Origin of the sequence: Corynebacterium sp. HMSC05D08, assembly GCF_001807215.1 — a bacterium.
GTDB classification, from domain to species: Bacteria; Actinomycetota; Actinomycetes; order Mycobacteriales; family Mycobacteriaceae; genus Corynebacterium; species Corynebacterium striatum.
Window position 1 is genome coordinate 27,111 of the sequence record NZ_KV788361.1, and the last position, 16,645, is coordinate 43,755.

Annotated in this window: 12 protein-coding genes, 1 tRNA gene and 1 pseudogene; 8 read left to right on the top strand and 6 right to left on the bottom strand. The window is 58.8% G+C overall.

Annotation, left to right across the window (positions count from 1 at the left end; genetic code table 11):
* The first annotated feature begins 544 nt into the window (after nt 1-544).
* The 5 genes and pseudogenes from HMPREF3148_RS11840 to HMPREF3148_RS11860 all read left to right on the top strand — a co-directional run.
* Nucleotides 545-2,005 carry a SpaH/EbpB family LPXTG-anchored major pilin gene (locus HMPREF3148_RS11840; protein WP_239663242.1) on the top strand — a complete coding sequence of 487 codons (1,461 nt, stop codon included), beginning with the start codon at nt 545-547 and terminating at the stop codon, nt 2,003-2,005.
* 132 nt (nt 2,006-2,137) lie between these two features.
* Nucleotides 2,138-3,049, top strand: a complete 912-nt coding sequence (locus tag HMPREF3148_RS11845) for a class C sortase (protein ID WP_070509202.1) — start codon at nt 2,138-2,140, stop codon at nt 3,047-3,049.
* Between the two features lie 7 nt (nt 3,050-3,056).
* A complete protein-coding gene (locus tag HMPREF3148_RS11850; protein WP_070509203.1) occupies nt 3,057-3,890 on the top strand; it encodes an LPXTG cell wall anchor domain-containing protein in 834 nt (277 codons plus the stop codon).
* Complete coding sequence (locus tag HMPREF3148_RS11855; protein WP_049146818.1) at nt 3,887-6,733, top strand: SpaA isopeptide-forming pilin-related protein; 2,847 nt, start codon at nt 3,887-3,889, stop codon at nt 6,731-6,733. Before HMPREF3148_RS11850 ends, HMPREF3148_RS11855 begins: the two co-directional genes overlap by 4 nt.
* 198 nt (nt 6,734-6,931) lie before the next feature.
* Nucleotides 6,932-7,198, top strand: a pseudogene (locus HMPREF3148_RS11860) (ATP-binding cassette domain-containing protein); the annotation flags it as partial.
* Between the two features lie 232 nt (nt 7,199-7,430).
* Here the strand turns inward: HMPREF3148_RS11860 and HMPREF3148_RS11865 are convergent.
* A complete protein-coding gene (locus tag HMPREF3148_RS11865; protein ID WP_053087986.1) occupies nt 7,431-7,862 on the bottom strand; it encodes a MarR family winged helix-turn-helix transcriptional regulator in 432 nt (143 codons plus the stop codon).
* 77 nt (nt 7,863-7,939) lie between these two features.
* Here HMPREF3148_RS11865 and HMPREF3148_RS11870 point away from each other — a divergent pair, with 77 nt between their 5' ends.
* Nucleotides 7,940-9,727 carry an ABC transporter ATP-binding protein gene (locus tag HMPREF3148_RS11870; RefSeq protein WP_070509205.1) on the top strand — a complete coding sequence of 596 codons (1,788 nt, stop codon included), beginning with the start codon at nt 7,940-7,942 and terminating at the stop codon, nt 9,725-9,727.
* Between the two features lie 40 nt (nt 9,728-9,767).
* On the opposite strand, the gene HMPREF3148_RS11875 is transcribed toward HMPREF3148_RS11870, so the two are convergent.
* Nucleotides 9,768-9,841, bottom strand: a tRNA-Gly gene (locus HMPREF3148_RS11875).
* A 108-nt stretch (nt 9,842-9,949) separates the two neighbouring features.
* Here HMPREF3148_RS11875 and dcd point away from each other — a divergent pair.
* The gene (dcd, locus tag HMPREF3148_RS11880) at nt 9,950-10,513 is read left to right on the top strand and encodes a dCTP deaminase (protein ID WP_005529683.1); all 564 of its coding nucleotides are present in this window, start codon (nt 9,950-9,952) and stop codon (nt 10,511-10,513) included.
* A 42-nt stretch (nt 10,514-10,555) separates the two neighbouring features.
* Nucleotides 10,556-11,899, top strand: a complete 1,344-nt coding sequence (locus HMPREF3148_RS11885; RefSeq protein ID WP_080969936.1) for a UDP-glucose dehydrogenase family protein — start codon at nt 10,556-10,558, stop codon at nt 11,897-11,899.
* Here the strand turns inward: HMPREF3148_RS11885 and HMPREF3148_RS11890 are convergent.
* The 4 genes from HMPREF3148_RS11890 to HMPREF3148_RS11905 form a co-directional block, all read right to left on the bottom strand.
* Nucleotides 11,896-13,092 carry a YibE/F family protein gene (locus tag HMPREF3148_RS11890; protein WP_049062276.1) on the bottom strand — a complete coding sequence of 399 codons (1,197 nt, stop codon included), beginning with the start codon at nt 13,090-13,092 and terminating at the stop codon, nt 11,896-11,898. The two genes, HMPREF3148_RS11885 and HMPREF3148_RS11890, sit on opposite strands and share 4 nt — an antisense overlap.
* Before the next feature lie 201 nt (nt 13,093-13,293).
* Nucleotides 13,294-14,523: a pyridoxal phosphate-dependent aminotransferase gene (locus HMPREF3148_RS11895; protein ID WP_049062277.1), complete on the bottom strand. Its 1,230-nt coding sequence runs from the start codon at nt 14,521-14,523 to the stop codon at nt 13,294-13,296.
* A 44-nt stretch (nt 14,524-14,567) separates the two neighbouring features.
* Nucleotides 14,568-15,212: a DUF1707 SHOCT-like domain-containing protein gene (locus HMPREF3148_RS11900; protein ID WP_246818818.1), complete on the bottom strand. Its 645-nt coding sequence runs from the start codon at nt 15,210-15,212 to the stop codon at nt 14,568-14,570.
* Nucleotides 15,213-15,260: 48 nt separating this feature from the next.
* Nucleotides 15,261-16,571, bottom strand: coding sequence for a cation:proton antiporter (locus HMPREF3148_RS11905; RefSeq protein ID WP_049151369.1), 1,311 nt, complete (start codon nt 16,569-16,571; stop codon nt 15,261-15,263).
* Nucleotides 16,572-16,645: the final 74 nt, after the last annotated feature.

Sequence of the window (16,645 nt, forward strand, 5' to 3'; positions counted from 1 at the left end):
TCTCGCTGGCTCGCACCCTGCTGCGCCGCCCGCGAAACCTCTAATAGGCTCTCCTCCTTTGGTACTTCGATGCCTGCATGGTGCTCAAACGTGCTGATTTCTCGTGATTCTGGCGACTGTAGATCAGCGGTTTTGAATTTACTGTGGGGTGGTCTTGGTGGTCAGGGCTTCGCTGTTCATGAGTCCTTGGGATATGTGGCGAGATGCCATCCGCCACTGCGATGATTCTCAGGTTGGGTGACGCCTATTGATGTCCTAGTAAGGGCGGGCGTATCGCAGATAGCTAGGGGTTACCCCTGCTCAGGAGGCTGTTCATGGTGCGGACTTACCTAAATTGCGTGAGGAGATCAGGAACGCTAGGTTTATTCACAGGAGAATCTAATCTGGTTCCCTAAGTTCTATGTTTAACACCTGCATGTGAGGGGACCCTCTGCCTATCGGGTGTTAGCTTCAAGAAAGGCTTTTCGCTCATGAAGAATTCCGCACTCGTTCGTTCCACCGGTGCTGCGGCCATCCTCGGGCTGGCACTGTCGGTGGGGGGGGCATTGGTGTAGCTCAAGTTCCGTTCGCTGTCGCGCAAGAGTCCACCCCAAAGCCCACCATTGATCCCAATGCTGATGTCACCTTGACCATCGATAAGCGCCTCAATCCGACCTCCATTGGTGGTCCGGGCACTGGTGAGGCCGACCCGAACGTCACCGGTAATCCCCTGAAGGGTGCTACCTTCACCGGTACTTTGCTTAACGTAGACAAAGTCAAACCAGAAGATCTTGGCAAGCTTACGGCTTCGAACTACAAGGAGCTGGGTGCCACTGAGACCCAGACGACTGTCACCGGCACCACGGGCGACGATGGCAAGGTAGTCCTGGGCAAGGGCAATGGCCTGAAGCAAGGCATTTGGCTGTTTACTGAGACTATCAAGGACGAGGTCACCGACACTACTACCGGAAAGACCTACCAGGCCTCGGAGATCGCCCCCTCCACCCCGTTCATCGTATCCTTGCCCTACACCAACGCGGCAGGTGACGGCTGGAACTACAACGTCACCGTCCAGCCCAAGAACACCACTTCCGGCATCACCAAGGAAGTTAAGGACGCCGATAAGAATGTTGGCGATGACATTCAGTACCTGGTGAAGGGTAGCATCCCGGTGATTCCGAAGGATGAGAAGCTCAAATCCTTCCGTGTCACCGACCAGCTGGACACCAAGAACCTCGAGAAAATCCGCGCCACGGTTGCGTTGTCCGATGGTAGCGCCATCGCTAAGGACGATGACTACACCCTCAAGATCGATGAGGCTGCTGGCACCGTCGAGGTTGCATTCACTGCGACAGGCCTAGATAAGCTAGCGAAGGCCGCGCCGGGAAGCACCGTCAATCTGACCATCGACGCCAAGGTGAAAGCACTCACCGGCACCGATGGTATTGCCGAGAACGAGGCTAAGCAGTTTGTTCACTACCCGGGTCAGGACAAGGAGACCGAGACCACGTCGAACAAGGTCAAGTCCTACTGGGGTCTGGTCAAAGTGATCAAGACTGAAAAGGGCAAAGAGACCAAGCTGAAGGGTGCTGAATTCGAGCTCTACCGCTGCGAAGGTACTGAAACCAAGAAGGAAGAGCTCAAGGCTCAGAACAAGATCAAGATCGGCGATACGTCCACCTGGACCACCGGCGATGATGGTTCCGTCATCATCGACGGCATCCATGTCACCGACGTCGAGAACCACTCTACGAAGATTGAAAAGTCCTACTGCTTGCTGGAGACCAAGGCTCCACGGGGCTACGTCGCTACCGCCGAGGTCTACCCCTTCAAGCTTGTATCCAACGAACAGAAGCTGAACACGGCCAACCCTGTTCAGTACGACGCAAAGATTGAGAACAAGCGCTCCGAGATGCCGAAGCTGCCGCTTACCGGTGGTATGGGTATCGGAATCTTGGCTGCGCTCGGTGCCTTGATTGCTGGCTTGGCAGCTTGGACCGCCCGCCGCGCCAACACTGAGGCTTAGGACCTCAGCCTGACTGAGCGCATAGATCTCAGTCTGTTTACCCGCGCCCTCTTCAGGAGGGGGGCGCGGGGCCCACACTATTTTTCAATAACCACCGGATAGGGCGCGCTGCGTCCAGCAAGGTAGGAATTAATGGTTCTGCGAGATACCACATCCGCAGCGGGGCCAAAAGACGCATCGAAGTCGCTTCTGAGGAAGCTGCTTCCTACGGTCGTCTTGGCGCTGTGCGCCATCGTTGCGCTGCTCTACCCAGTGGTAGTTACACAACTGAATAATTGGGAACAAATGCGTGTCGCTGACTCCTATACCAAGGAATTGGATGTGGCTGATCAGGCGGAAATCACCCAGAAACTTGTCTCTGCGCAGGCGTACAACGAGTTTCGCACGACGGGTCCTATTTTGGACCCTTGGTTAGCTAGAATTTCCGAAGATAACGCTGACTACCAGGCCTATCTTGCTGAGCTAGACACCCACGAGGTGATGGCGCGCCTCGTTGTGCCCAGCGCGGACATCGACTTGCCTGTTTACCACGGGACGAGCGAAGAGGTTCTGCAAAAGGGAGTCGGGCATCTCTATGGCTCCGACCTACCAGTCGGAGGAGACAGCACTCATGCGGTGCTCACAGCCCACACTGGCCTGACCAACGCCACGCTCTTTGACCACCTTACCGACGTGGAGAAGGGAGATCCGATATATATCGGAGTCTCTGGGCAGAAGATGAAGTACGAGGTTACGGACATTCGGGTTGTGCTCCCGCACGAGACGAGCAGCTTGCGTTCTACGCCCGGCAAGGATCAGATCACGTTGATCACTTGTACTCCTTACGGGATTAACTCGCATCGCCTTCTGGTGACGGCTGAACGAGTTCCCTTCGATGAAGAGGCCGCCGCAGCCTTTGCCCCCAGCAAGCTTCACTGGTTTTGGTGGATGTGGGCGTTGATGGCCGCGGCATTGCTCATCGCCGTCCTGCTGGTCCTGTGGATTGCGAAGACCACGCGTAAATACAAAGCGGCCCACCACCCGTCATCCTCGGTTAAGGAATAGATTGCACATGTTCAGCACACAAAAATTCTCCCGCGCAGCGGCCGCCCTGTGTCTCGGAGGAATCCTAGCGGTTTCTACGCCGGTGGTGGCAGAGGCCAAGGTTATTTCGGGTTATGCGGGTGCCTCCGTCCACGTAGATCCGACGACGATCGGGGACGAACCCAACAGTCTGACTATCACGCTGCCGAAGGGCAACCCCTTCGATGAGCTTCGCCCGGGGGAGCTTCCTCCAGGTTCTCTGAGCGGTTATACCTTCACCCTTAAGCGGGTCGCAGACATCGATATCCGGACCCGCGACGGCTACGACAGTGCTCTCCGCCTGACCGTGGACAAGGCACGGGACCGTGGTTTCACCGACCCGACGCTCTCCCGTGTCAGCGACGAACAGGGCAAGGTTCGCTTCGACGGCCTCCCCGCCGGGGTCTACTTGATAGAGGTTAAGCCGCCTGCGCGCGCGGGCGAAAAACACGAAAATATTCGCCCGATGCTCATCATCCTCCCTGCGACTAATGAGGATGGCAGCTGGCTTCACGAGCTCAGTGTGAAAGCCAAGACTGAGGACGGTGGCGGCGACGTCCCGCCACCCACCGATATTCCCGATCCGCGGCCAACTCCCACTCCGACGCCAACCCGGGATCGACCAATCACCTCAACCTCGAGCACACCCGGCACCACCACGAGTCCGGTGCCCAACCCTTCCACCGACAAGCCAGGGCACCCGTCATCTGGCCGGTTGGCGCAGACCGGTGCCTCGGTCCTAGGAATCGTTGCGGTGGGGGCACTGCTATTGCTCCTCGGAGGATACGTAATGCGCAGGAATAACAAAGGTGAACAACGATGAAGAGAATGGAAACGATGAAGAAGTTGCGCAGCGTGGCCCGTAAGAGCGCAGCGGCAGCCTTTACGCTTATGCTAGTTCTTGGCGCCGTCCCGTTGGTCGTAGAGAACAGCGGTTCTGTGCTGTCAACTCCAACAGCCGAGGCTCAAACTACGGTTCAAGCCCCGGTGACGATCAGCAGCGTGAAGACCGAATACAGCAACGTTTTCTCGGTTCATTTGGTGGCAACCGAGACGATGTTGATGAAGCGGCTGACTATAAATACCACGGAGAAGTTCGCTAAAAACACTGACGCCGGAGATCGAAAGCTGACGATCAACGGGAAGTCTTATCCAGTATCGTCGATTTCGTCAACGTTAAACACTTTGACCGTTAGCTTGCCTGACGGAGTCGAAGTAGAGCCTGGTACTCCCATCGTGGTCCAATGGAGGGCAGGTCAGGCCAAAGCCCCGAAGCTGTCGAGCATGACGGCCACCATGGAGGGAACTGAGCTAGCTTCCCCGGAGCCGCCAGCGGAAGGCAACCCAACGGAGGCGACGAACTATCGCCCGCTCGGAAATGACAGGCGTTACGATGCCTGTCAGGCCAACAATGGTCTTCTTTTCTCGAAAACTTGGTGGGATAATACGCAAAACACCCGAAAGTTTGGGGGCAAGGACGTCGGTATTGTCGAGGTAAAAGTAGAGGGAGTCGCTGATCTCACCAACGCGATTAACACCGCTGATCCTCGCCTGCAGTTGCGGTTCGGCTCCGCTCAGGCCGGGTGGACTGAGTTAAAGAAGGACGTTGACTACACGCTTACAGTGAGCGGGAATAGTGTCTATTTCAAGCTCAACAAAGACCACCAGCGCGCTGATTCGAGTGTCGTATCTTACGACGTGGAGGCACGCATCCCCTTGAACACCACTTCGAACGGATGCCAGATGACCTTGTGGCACCAAGGGCCTGAGTGGTTCGACCGCGATGCGAAACAAATTGATGTCGATGCGCCAGAGACACCGCGCGAAGAACTGGGCTGGCTGCCCGCTTCTTCCGAGAACCCGCCCCTGCCTCAACGCTGCGGTGGCAAGATCGCGCTTGTATTCGATACCTCCGACTCGATTGCTAGGGAACAAGGCCGTGGTATCTTTGCTAGCCGAGACGCTGGTCTAGGGGTCATCAACGCGCTGCAGGGGACCGGCAGCCAGATGGCGATTTATAACTTCGCCTCGGCACCCAAATCTATCCCCGGCATGTCGACGGACAAACTGAGCCTGAACAACGAAGGCGACGTTCAGAAGCTTCGCGACGCCGTCAATGCCATCGCCGAGCCTTTCGACCGTGACGGCCGTGGCGGCACTAACTACGAGGCTGGACTCAGCCAGGTTCCTTCCGGCGAGTTTGACGTTGTTTATTTCATCTCCGATGGTCTGCCCACTACAAGTAAGCGGGATTATCCCCTCGGTTTCGATATCGGTACTCTGATCAACCAGAGTGACTTGTCGGCTGCGGTGAACGAAGCTAATCGACTGAAGGAATCGGGCACCAGGATTGAGACTGTCATGGTTGGTTTCGAACCGGTCAACGAGCATATCCTCAAGGACGATTACTTCGGACTCGGGACCGTCAAGAAGAAGAAGACACCGAATACGCCGGAAGCGCCGACAGGAATCGATAAGGAGTGGCCGAAGCTGGACGGTTACGGTTACCCGAGCTACTACGGTGAGGCGGACTTTGTCCGTGATATCGTCACGGACGGCGAGGTACTGATGTGGGATACCCCGGATGAAAGCACCGCGACACAATATGTCATCACGAACCAACCCGAGATTTGGCGCGCGGCCGTGCGTAACACTAAGTCTATCGGTGAGGACATTTCCAGCAAGGACGCTGTCACTACCGTTCGTGACTTTGATCAGCTGGTGAATAAACTTAGCGATCTTGTGCTCAAGGATTGCTTTGGCTCAATCAACGTGACCAAGCTAATATACGGCGATGGTGATACCCCGACCCCGGGTAAGAACTGGACGTTCGATACCTCCGTGGACAACGGGGAGAAGGACATCATCGACGGCGACGATGGCAGCGGGCGCGAATCCAGTGTCACGGACGTGACCGGTGAGGACGGAAGTTACGGTCGTTCGTTCGACCAGTCGGACGGCAAGGGCCAGAAGGTTACCGTGGTTGAGCACCAGCAGGACGGCTATAAGCTGCGTCCAGTGGGCGAGAAGAATGCCGTATGCACAAAGAACGAGTTCGACGCTGCGAATGGAACGTGGATTTCCTCTGATGCCGAAGTCCGAAACAATAATGACGATCCCAGTAAGCCTGGCTTTGGTGTGGACGTTCCTTTCCGCGCTATCGTGAACTGTACAATCGCAAACGAGACTGTAGCGGTGAGATTTGATCTTTCCGTAGAAAAGGTTGGGTTCGACAACAAGGAACAAGCGCTCGAAGGTGCGGAATTCAGTCTCAATAAGGTGAATGCGGACGGAACAGAGGAGCTAGTAAAGGTCCTCAAAGGCACCGATCTACGCGTCGAGGATCTTCAGGTGGGAGCGAAATACAAGCTCGTGGAGACGAAGTCTCCTCAGGGCTATCAATTGCTGACACGTCCGGTGGTCTTCTATGTCAAGCCCGGCGCTGATGGTAAGCCCAAGATCGAACTTGAAGGAGGCGCAGCGCAGTACCCAGAAGTCTCCATTCGCATCGATGAGAAGGAAGACAACCACTCCATCATGCAGGTGGCTGATATTCGAAAGGGTGACCTTCCGGTTACTGGTGGCCAAGGACTCGGGTGGTTAGTGCTGTTTGGCAGTTTCTTAGCTGTAGCAGCCGCGTTTACTGCTCGAAGAGTGCGCATCTAGCCTGTAGAGGTTTATTTGCGAAGTTTGGTTAGGGTGGTGGCCCGCCCAAAAGGCGAGGCCACCACTTTGCTGTGAAGACCTCAAGTATGCGAGGACACTTCCGGCTTTCGTTGCGATGGTGAATCATCAGCGTCGGGGATCTATCAGCGAGCTAATGACGTAGCGGAAGGTGATTCTCTCGTAGCGATGTTCATCCCCGCATACGTGGACAAGGTCATCACCGCGCTGCCGGAAGGCCTGGATACCGTGGTGGGCTCGCGCAGCTACCGCTTTTCTGGCGGTGACCAGCAGCGCCTCTCGCTGGCTCGCACCCTGCTGCGCCGCCCGCGGGTGCTCATCCTGGATGAGGCCACTTCGGCCCTTGACAACGAAACCGCGCGCGCCATCCAGGACGCAGTGCTCGGCTCGGATGCTACCCGCCTGGTCATTGCGCACCGACTATCCACCATTCGTGACGCCGACGAAGGGAATTAGCCACCATTCGGCGGGCGTCGATGTGAGGCCATTTTGGTCTATGTCTGTGACGGTATGGCCAAGCTTTCGAAGAACTTCGACGCCGAATTCCCTAATCACAAGTTCGACTACATCCTCTGAACACACACGGAGGGATGCGGGCGAAATCTTGGAGGATTTCCCGTATGACTAATGTGCGCTGAGGCCCCGGGAAGCCCCCAGCGTTTGCTCTTGGCGGAAATCACTATTGCTGTCGTGGCGTTTCTTGCGCCGCGAACACTTCGCGCAGCAGTCGCGTGAGGGTGCTGCGCTCGGCGTCGGAAAGCGGTGCGAAAATCTCCTGAGCGATCTCCGCGCGGGCGGCCCTGGTGGCGGCGATGTACTCGTGGCCGGCGTGGCTGAGGCTGACCAGCTTGGCGCGGCGGTCGGCGGGGTCGGGCTCCACGTGCACTAGGTCCTCGGCCTGGAGGGCGTCAATGACCTCCGTTGCGGCGCGTGGGGTAACTTGCAGAATCTCCGCCAGCTTGCCGGGGCGCAGGCTCTCGCGTGCGATGATGCGCAGCGCGCGGTTTTGATGCGGGGCCAGGGGGAGCTGGCGGCCGCGGCGGCGGATCAAGTGGCTCAGGCGGGTGATGAGCTCGCCCAAATCCTCGTCTTTTGATGTCTGCGTAGTCACACCGGGAATACTATCACTCTTCCTGTGGTTTACTACATTGTGAAGTAACTACATTAATTCGGAAGGGGGGCGTCACTATGCATCCACCGATGTTTACCGCCACCAAGAATCCCGACGACGTCGATCAACTCAGCGCACACCCCGTGCGCTTTTCTCGCGTCATCCAACTGTTCCGGCCCCACCGGGCCACGCTGGCGCTCGTTATCGCACTCATCATCGTTACCTCTGGGCTGACTGTTGTACAGCCATTCCTTGTCCGCGAAACCGTGGATGTGGCCATCCCGCAGCAAAACGTTCCCCTGCTCGTCTGGCTCGTGCTCTCCATGATTGGCTTGACCATCCTCTCGCAGTTTATCGGAGTAACCCAATCGTGGTTGTCCTCCAAGGTTGGTCAAAACATCATGCATGAGCTGCGCGTTAAGGTCTTTGGGAATCTCCAGCGTCAATTCCTTCAGTTCTTTACCCGCAACCGCGGCGGCGAAGTGCAATCGCGTCTTACTAACGACATCGCCGGCATGCGAGGCGTGGTGACCACGACGGCGACCTCCGTGGCCACCAACCTCACCATGACTATCGCCACTATCATCGCGATGGTGGCGCTCTCGCCCACGCTGTCCTTACTCTCCCTCGTGGTGCTCCCGCCAGCCGTGTGGCTGACCCGCCAAACCGCGCTCATGCGCCGCCGCATCATGGAGAAGAACCAGCAGGCACAGGCGGAGATGCAACAGACCATCACCGAGAATTTGTCCGTATCTGGTATGCGCCTGGCCAAAACGTTGGGCGCGCAGGAGCGCGTTTACTCGAGCTTCTCCGAGGTTTCCTCTTCGCTCATTCGTCTGGAGCTGGAGTCGCAGCTGGCCGGTCGCTGGCGCATGGCCACGATGCAGATTATCTTCGGCATCATCCCAGCGCTGGTTTATCTTGTGGCGGGCCTGCCTTTTACCGGTGAACACATCACCATCGGCACGCTGATTGCTTTCTCCACGCTGCAAACGCAGGTTTTCCGCCCGATTACCGGCCTGCTCAACGTGGGTGCGCAGTGGGTGGCCTCGATGGCGCTGTTTAGCCGCATCTTCGAGTATCTGGACCTGGAGCCGGAGCTGGAGGAGCCCACCAAGCCGCGCATGCCCGCTGATACCTCGATCTCGCTTGAGCATGTGTACTACCGCTACCCGGATGCGCACGCAGATGCGCTTGCCGACGTCTCCCTCCACATCCCCGCCGGCACCACCCTCGCTTTGGTGGGGCATACGGGCTCGGGCAAGTCCACGGTGGCCTCTCTGGTAGCCCGCCTCGCGGACCCGACGAGCGGAACGGTGCGCATTGGCGACGTCGACCTGCGCGAGCTATCCGCTACCGAGCGCGCGAATCTCATCGGCGTGGTCTCACAGGAGACCTACCTGTTGCATGCGACCATCCGGGAGAACCTGCACTTCGCCAAGCCCGAGGCCACCGACGAGGAACTGTGGCACGTGTTGGAGCTGGCGAATGTGGCCGAGGTGGTGCGCGCGCTTCCCGATGCCCTCGATACCGTCGTCGGTTCCCGTGGTTACCGCTTCTCCGGTGGTGAGCAGCAGCGGCTTACCTTGGCGCGCACTTTGCTGCGTAACCCGCGCATCCTGATCTTGGACGAGGCCACTTCGGCGTTGGATAACGAGACTGAGCGCGCTATCCAAGATGCGGTGCTCTCATCGAACACCACCCGCCTGGTGATTGCCCACCGCCTGTCCACCGTTCGTGATGCCGACCAGATTGTGGTCCTCGACGAAGGCCGCGTGGCCGAGAGTGGAACGCATACGCAACTGCTGGCTCGCGAGGGCGCCTATGCCGCGCTCGTGCATGCGGCAGAGCAGGAGGAAAACTAAGAAACCCGCCGGTTAAGGTATGAAACCTACGGCGGGAAAATGGAGCCGACGACGGGAATCGAACCCGCGCCGTAAGCTTGGGAAGCTCAAGTTCTACCATTAAACTACGTCGGCGCAATGCAATAGATGCATTGCCGAAAAGCATAGCACTGCGCATAGCTTCTAGAGCAAATGCCTTGGCAGATGTATCGGTAGAAGTGCAAGACGCGTAAACTCTAGGGCGTGCTTCTTTCAGATCGTGATATTCGTGCAGCCATTGACTCCGAGAGCCTAGCCATCGAGCCTTATGACGCTGAGATGGTTCAGCCCTCGTCTATCGACGTGCGCCTAGACAAGTTCTTCCGTGTCTTTAACAACTCGCGCTACACGCACATCGACCCAAAGGAAGAAATGCCGGACCTCACCAGCCTGGTCGAGGTCGAAGAAGGCGATGCTTTCGTGCTGCACCCGGGCGAATTCGTGTTGGGTGCGACCTTTGAGAAGTTCACCCTTCCGGCAGACCTGGCAGGCCGTTTGGAAGGCAAGTCCTCGCTCGGCCGCTTGGGCTTGCTGACGCACTCGACTGCGGGCTTTATTGACCCAGGCTTTTCCGGCCACATCACGCTGGAGCTGTCCAACACCGCGAACCTGCCGATTACGCTGTGGCCGGGCATGAAGGTGGGCCAGCTGGCTATCTTCAAGATGTCCTCGCCTGCTGAGAACCCCTATGGCACCGGTGCGCTGGGCTCGAAGTACCAGGGCCAGCGCGGCCCGACCCCGTCGAAGTCTTACCTGAATTTCCGATAGTCTTCACGCACCGTTTACGTAACAGGCCTACCATTTCCGTTTATGCGTATGACGGTTATTGGCACCGGTTACCTCGGTGCAACGCATGCCGCCTGCATGGCTGAGCTCGGTCATGAGGTATTGGGCGTGGACGTGGATGAATCTAAGATCGAATCCCTCAAGAACGGCGAGGTTCCCTTTTATGAACCGGGCCTGCCGGAGGTACTAGAGCGCAATATTGCGGCCGGGCGCCTCGATTTCACCACCGATTACGCGCAGGCAGCGCAATTTGCGAACGTCCACTTCCTCGGCGTTGGAACGCCACAGCGGCATGGCTCTTATGCCGCAGATATGACGTATGTAAAGGCCGTCATTCGAGACCTCGTGCCGCTTCTGGAAGGCGAGCACGTCATCCTTGGTAAGTCCACCGTTCCGGTGGGAACTGCGGCGGAGCTGCAGGAGATGGCGAATGAGTTGGCCCAGGAGGGCAGCCACGTGGAAATTGCGTGGAACCCAGAATTCCTGCGCGAGGGCTACGCGGTCAAGGACACCATCACCCCGGACCGCATCGTCCTCGGCGTCGGCGAGGCAGGGCTCGCCGACGGTAGAAGCCATGCCGAAGAGGTAGCTCGCGAGGTCTATGCCAAGCCGTTGGCGCAGGATACGCCGTTTATTGTGACTGACCTACAGACCGCCGAGCTGGTGAAGGTCTCTGCCAATGCCTTCCTGGCCACTAAGATTTCCTTCATCAACGCGGTCTCTGAGATTTGTGAGATCGCAGGCGCTGACGTGGTCAAGCTTGCCGACGCCATCGGATACGACGATCGCATCGGCCGCAAGTTCCTAGGCGCGGGCCTGGGCTTCGGCGGCGGTTGCCTGCCGAAGGACATTCGCGCGTTTATGGCTCGCGCAGGCGAGCTCGGCGCGGACCAGGCCCTGACCTTCCTTCGCGAGGTCGATGCCATCAATATGCGCCGCCGTGATCGCATGGTCGATATGGCTAAGAATGCATTCCAGGGCTCGCTCCTAGGCCACCGCGTGACGGTGCTGGGCTGTGCTTTCAAACCCAACTCTGACGACGTCCGCGACTCGCCGGCGCTGTCCGTGGCGGGTTCCTTGTCGCTTGCGGGCGCTGCCGTCACCGTCTACGACCCAGAGGGCATGGACAACGCCCGCAAGGTCTTTCCGACACTGAACTACGCGGCTAACTGCGAGGAAGCACTACGTGAGAGCGAGCTGGTTATCCTCGCAACCGAATGGCAGGAATTCCGCGATCTCGACCCTGCGGCCGTGGCCGGGCTGGTGTCGAGCAAACACATCATTGATGGCCGTAACGTCCTCGACGTCGCCGCCTGGCGTGCGGCCGGCTGGACCATCGAGGCCCTCGGCCGCGCCCTCGAAGGCTAGGCCGGTTCTGCCTCGTGGGTGACCGCCACTGGGCGACGCCGCGGGATGGTCAATGCAGCGATGAACGTGGTCATGGGCACCGCGAGAGTCAAGGCCATGGCACCGAGCGCCGAGCGCAGTAACTCCGTGGACACCAAGTCGCTGGAGAGGATCTGCGTGGCCGGGCGCTCGGCTGCAGTAATCAGCATGAGAAGCGGCAGCGAAGCGCCGGTGTAGGTCAGCACGATGGTGTACACCATCGATGCGATGTGGTCGCGGCCCACCTTCATAGCGGACAAGAAGAGATGGCCCGGCCGCGCCGTGGGGTCCAAGTTGTGTAGCTCCATCACCGTGGAAGCCTGGGCCACCGCGATGTCGTTGAGGCTGCCCAGCGCACCGATGATGAAGCCACACAGCAGCACACCGACGATGGACACGCCTGGCATGTAGAGCAGCAGCTTGAGGTTATCCTCGGAGCTAAGACCCTGTAGCTGCGTCGAATCAATCGAAGCGTGCGCCAGGAAAGAGGCGAGCAATAGCGCCAGCAGCGCGCCGCCCAGGGCGCTCGCTGCCTTCCAATTCAGGCCATGCACGAGCGGGACCACCACGAAGATGATGGCCGCCGAGGTCACCATGGCCACGAGCAGCGGGCTGTGGCCCTCAATCAGCGACGGGATGAGGTAGTAAAAGATTGCGGCCAAGCTCAGGCCTAAGCCGATGAGGGAGCGCACTCCGTGCCAGGCCGCGAACACGATGATGACAATCGCGGCGACGATGGCCCACAGGACCAAGTTCCCGGTGCGCTGGTAGTCCGCAAAAGAATAATTAACGGAGGCGTCCCCGTCGTTGTCCGCGGTGGACTCAGAAAGCACAATTTCGTCGCCCACCTTCAGTTGTGGGTCGCCGGCCACGCCGAAGTGCACGAGCTGCGTCTGCTTGCCTGCGTTGCGGCCCGAAGTGATGTCGATGAGCGCACGGGTGCAGTCGCCGCCCGGATCCGCCGGAATCAGCGGTGGCTTGTCGAATGCCTTGCCCGTCTGGTCTGACTGGCACAGCGCGTGGTCCACCGTGGTCACGGTTCCGTGGACCTCCGGGTGATTGAGTGCGTAAGTTTGCGAGAACTCCGCGCTGGTGTGCTCGCTGGTGGGCGTCGTCGGACGCAGCAAAACCAACCCCACCAGCGTCACGAGGAGCGCTAATCCAAGAAACCCCATGAGTCCGATGCGCCACGGATTGTGCAGCGATGGCAGCGTGACGGGGCGACGTTGGAAAAGCGAAGAGCGGCTTCCATGCGAAGCCGCTCTTTGATTGGAATGTTTACCCATGCTGCCTATTTTGAATGATAACCATTACAAATAGCAACTGGGCAAGTATCTCTGTGCTGGACATTTGCGCAGCACAGTCGGACCTACAAGCTACTGACGGTAGCTAGCCAGGAAGTTACCCAGGCGCTCAATAGCGTTCTCTAGCTGGGATGCCCACGGCAGGGTAACCACGCGGAAGTGGTCCGGGTTTGGCCAGTTAAAACCAGTGCCCTGCACCATCAGAATCTTCTCCGCGCGCAGGATATCCAGCATCAGCTTGGAGTCGTCATGAATCTCATGGACATTCGGGTCCAGACGCGGGAAGCAGTACAAAGCACCCATCGGCTTGGTGACGGAAACGCCCGGGATCTCGTTGAGCTTCTCGTAGGCCACGTTGCGCTGCTTGAGCAGACGTCCGCCCTCACCAGTCAGACCATAGATGGACTGGCGTCCACCGAGCGCCACCTGGATGGCGTGCTGGGCTGGGACGTTTGGGCACAGACGCGTACCCGCCAGCAGATCCAGGCCCTCGATGAAGCCGCGTGCATGGCTCTTCGGACCGGTGAGAACCATCCAACCAGCGCGGTAACCAGCCACGCGATAAGCCTTGGAAAGACCGTTGAAGGTAATCGTCAGCAGATCCGGAGCGAGGGAAGCGATCGAGATGTGCTTCGCGCCGTCGTAAAGAATGCGGTCGTAAATCTCATCGGCGAGGATGAGCAGGTTGTACTCGCGTGCGACGTTGACGATATTCTGCAGCACCTCGCGGGAGTAGACGGCGCCCGTGGGGTTATTCGGGTTGATGACCACGATGGCCTTGGTCTTCTCAGTGGCCTTGGCGCGGATGTCCTCGATGGATGGGTTCCAGTCATCCTCCTCGTCGCAGAGGTAGTGCACCGGGGTGCCGCCAGCCAGGGAGGTTGCGGCAGTCCACAAAGGGTAATCGGGAGCTGGGATCAGTACCTCGTCGCCGTCGTCAAGCAATGCCTGAGTGACCATGGTGATGAGCTCGGAGACGCCGTTGCCCAGGTAGACGTCGTTGACGTCGAAGTGCGGGAAGTCCTCCAGCTCGTAGCGAGTGACGATCGCGCGACGCGCCGGAATGATGCCCTTCGACGTGGAGTATCCCTGGGAAGTCGGCAGCGCTGCGATCATGTCGCGCATGATTACGTCCGGGGCATCGAAGCCGAACACGGCAGGGTTGCCGGTGTTCAGCTTGAGGATGCTGTGGCCGTCAAGCTCCATGCGCTCCGCCTCCGCAGAGACCTCACCACGGATGTCATACGCGACACCCTTGAGCTTGGTGGATTGGTCGAAAATGCGTGAGTTCGGTGTAGTCATGGAAAGTATTCTGCCACTTACAGGCGATTAAGGTCTCAACTAGACTACTTTTTGTTCCACTGATCGAGCTTGCGCTTGGCAAGGTTCATGGCCTCGCTGGTCAGCTCGCCTGCTTGGCGACGCCGCTCCGCCCACTGCGCCTGCTCCAAAGCTTTCTGTTGTGCGCGTTCCTGGGCTGTCTGCGTGAGGATCTCGCGACGCTGCTGCCGCTCGATTTTGCGCGGGGAAGGCTGGTGCCAAGACTCGGGGCCGACCTTGGCCACGTAGAGCATAATCCACAGGATCGGAACCAGGAAGAGCGCGCCGACGCCTCCGAGTATGGCCACAGCGCCTGCGGCATCGCTTGCCACGAAGCAGGCGATTGAGGCGAAAGTGAGGGCAATGGTGCCCGTCATGGCGGTGGCCAGACGCGGCTTTTTGCCGGCTTTGTATGCACGCTCGACCTCGCCGCGGGAGTAGATCTTTATCTCCGTGGCAGAAACCGCCGGGATGTCCGTGAACAAGGGGACCAGCTCGCGGCGGGGGGTGGCGCGCATGACGTCGTCGGAGCGCTCCTCGAATTCCTCCATGGTCAGGCGACCCTCGCCCACGGCGCGGGCGAGGTCGTTGATGGCGTCGGTCTTCTCTGCGTCGGATAGGCGCATCGAATTCGCGGGATCAAAAGGGGAGGCTCCGAAGCTATGCGTCATGGTTTTACTATAGGAAAACCAGCGGACACATGCGTGTGCTGCTAGCGATCATTTCTTCTCGGCGCCTTTTTGTTCAGCGCCCTCTCGGCCCTCTTGCTTGGACTCGGCGGCCTTCGCCTTGGACTGCGCGTTTTCTTCCTTGCCCTTAACGAGGCTGGACAGGAGCGGGAAGATGGCGACGGTTAGCGCGCCACCGGCGACGAAGATGGAGGAGGTCTCTTCGTCCACGATGCCGGAGCCGACTGCGATGGTCATGACAGCGACGATGATCGGTAGACCCGTTGCTGCGTAGAGGGCCACCTGGAGACGCTCGCGGGTGGTCTCGATGTCGGACCCTGTGTGGTGGATGTTCTCGCGCAGGAACACGGGCAGGCCACGGGTGACGAGAATGAGGGCGGGGATGCCAAGCACCTTGAGCGGGTTGTTGACGATGACCTGCCAGTCGATGGACATGCCTGAGACCACGAAGAAGACCGGAATCAGCATGGAATAGCAGACAACGTCGAGGCGGTTCTCGAGCCCCTTGTGGAACTCGTCGGGGATGATGCGGTTGAGGATGATGCCTGCCGCGAATGCGCCGAGGACGATGTCGAGCTCGAAGACCGAGGTGACGGCCATCAGGATGGCCAGGATGAGGATGATAAGGCGCAGGATGGTCTGGTTCGTGGAGCCAGCGCCGGAAAGGAATGCGGTCTTGAGCCACGGCACTGCGACGATGAGCGCGCGCGGCATGACAGCGACGCCGACGGCGATGACGATGAACGCCAGCAGGATGAGCATGGTGCCTAGCGTGGAGCGGGTTCCCAGCAGGAGAGCCATGGCGGTGATGGGAGCGACCTCGCCGATGGCGCCGTGAATCATGACCGAGTCGCCGACTTTGGTGCCGATGAGTTTGTCCTGCTTGAGCATCGGCGTAATCGTGCCGAGCGCGGTGGAGGTTAGTGCGATGGCCATGACGATGGCACCAGGGATGTCATTGAGCAGGAAATAAGCACCCACGAGACATGACACCATGCAGATGAGCCAGGTGGAAAAACCGGTAGCGGCTTGTTTAGATTTCAGCGTCGCAAGATCGATTTCGAAACCCGCGAGGAGGAATAAAGCGCCGACGCCCAGCTCTTTGAGCATGCCGATGCCGGGGTCCTCGTGGGCGAGGTCGAGCATCGAGGGGCCGATGATCATGCCGAAGATGATGAGCAGGGCCACGGCGGGCATTTTGTTCTTGAGCACGTAGGAGACCAACGGGGCCAGGAGGGCGGCGGCCATGATCCATGCAAAGGAGACGAGGGAAGGAGTGTAATCGGCTTCCCCCGAAGCGAGCACCACGGTGTTGGCGGCGCTTAACGCGGAGAAAATCATGAGAACAGCGTACGCGGCGAGTATCCTGACTGCCTATTCATCCAGCAAGTTTGGCTTACTCGTCGCTTAGTTGT

What these genes read in the sequence shown, in the direction of transcription:
- HMPREF3148_RS11890 (WP_049062276.1), bottom strand. Translation starts at nt 13,092, where the DNA reads ATGGGGTTTCTTGGATTAGCGCTCCTCGTGACGCTGGTGGGGTTGGTT.
- HMPREF3148_RS11870 (WP_070509205.1), top strand. Translation starts at nt 7,940, where the DNA reads ATGCATCCACCGATGTTTACCGCCACCAAGAATCCCGACGACGTCGAT.
- HMPREF3148_RS11845 (WP_070509202.1), top strand. Translation starts at nt 2,138, where the DNA reads ATGGTTCTGCGAGATACCACATCCGCAGCGGGGCCAAAAGACGCATCG.
- HMPREF3148_RS11850 (WP_070509203.1), top strand. Translation starts at nt 3,057, where the DNA reads ATGTTCAGCACACAAAAATTCTCCCGCGCAGCGGCCGCCCTGTGTCTC.
- HMPREF3148_RS11855 (WP_049146818.1), top strand. Translation starts at nt 3,887, where the DNA reads ATGAAGAGAATGGAAACGATGAAGAAGTTGCGCAGCGTGGCCCGTAAG.
- HMPREF3148_RS11885 (WP_080969936.1), top strand. Translation starts at nt 10,556, where the DNA reads ATGCGTATGACGGTTATTGGCACCGGTTACCTCGGTGCAACGCATGCC.
- HMPREF3148_RS11905 (WP_049151369.1), bottom strand. Translation starts at nt 16,571, where the DNA reads ATGATTTTCTCCGCGTTAAGCGCCGCCAACACCGTGGTGCTCGCTTCG.
- HMPREF3148_RS11900 (WP_246818818.1), bottom strand. Translation starts at nt 15,212, where the DNA reads ATGACGCATAGCTTCGGAGCCTCCCCTTTTGATCCCGCGAATTCGATG.
- HMPREF3148_RS11895 (WP_049062277.1), bottom strand. Translation starts at nt 14,523, where the DNA reads ATGACTACACCGAACTCACGCATTTTCGACCAATCCACCAAGCTCAAG.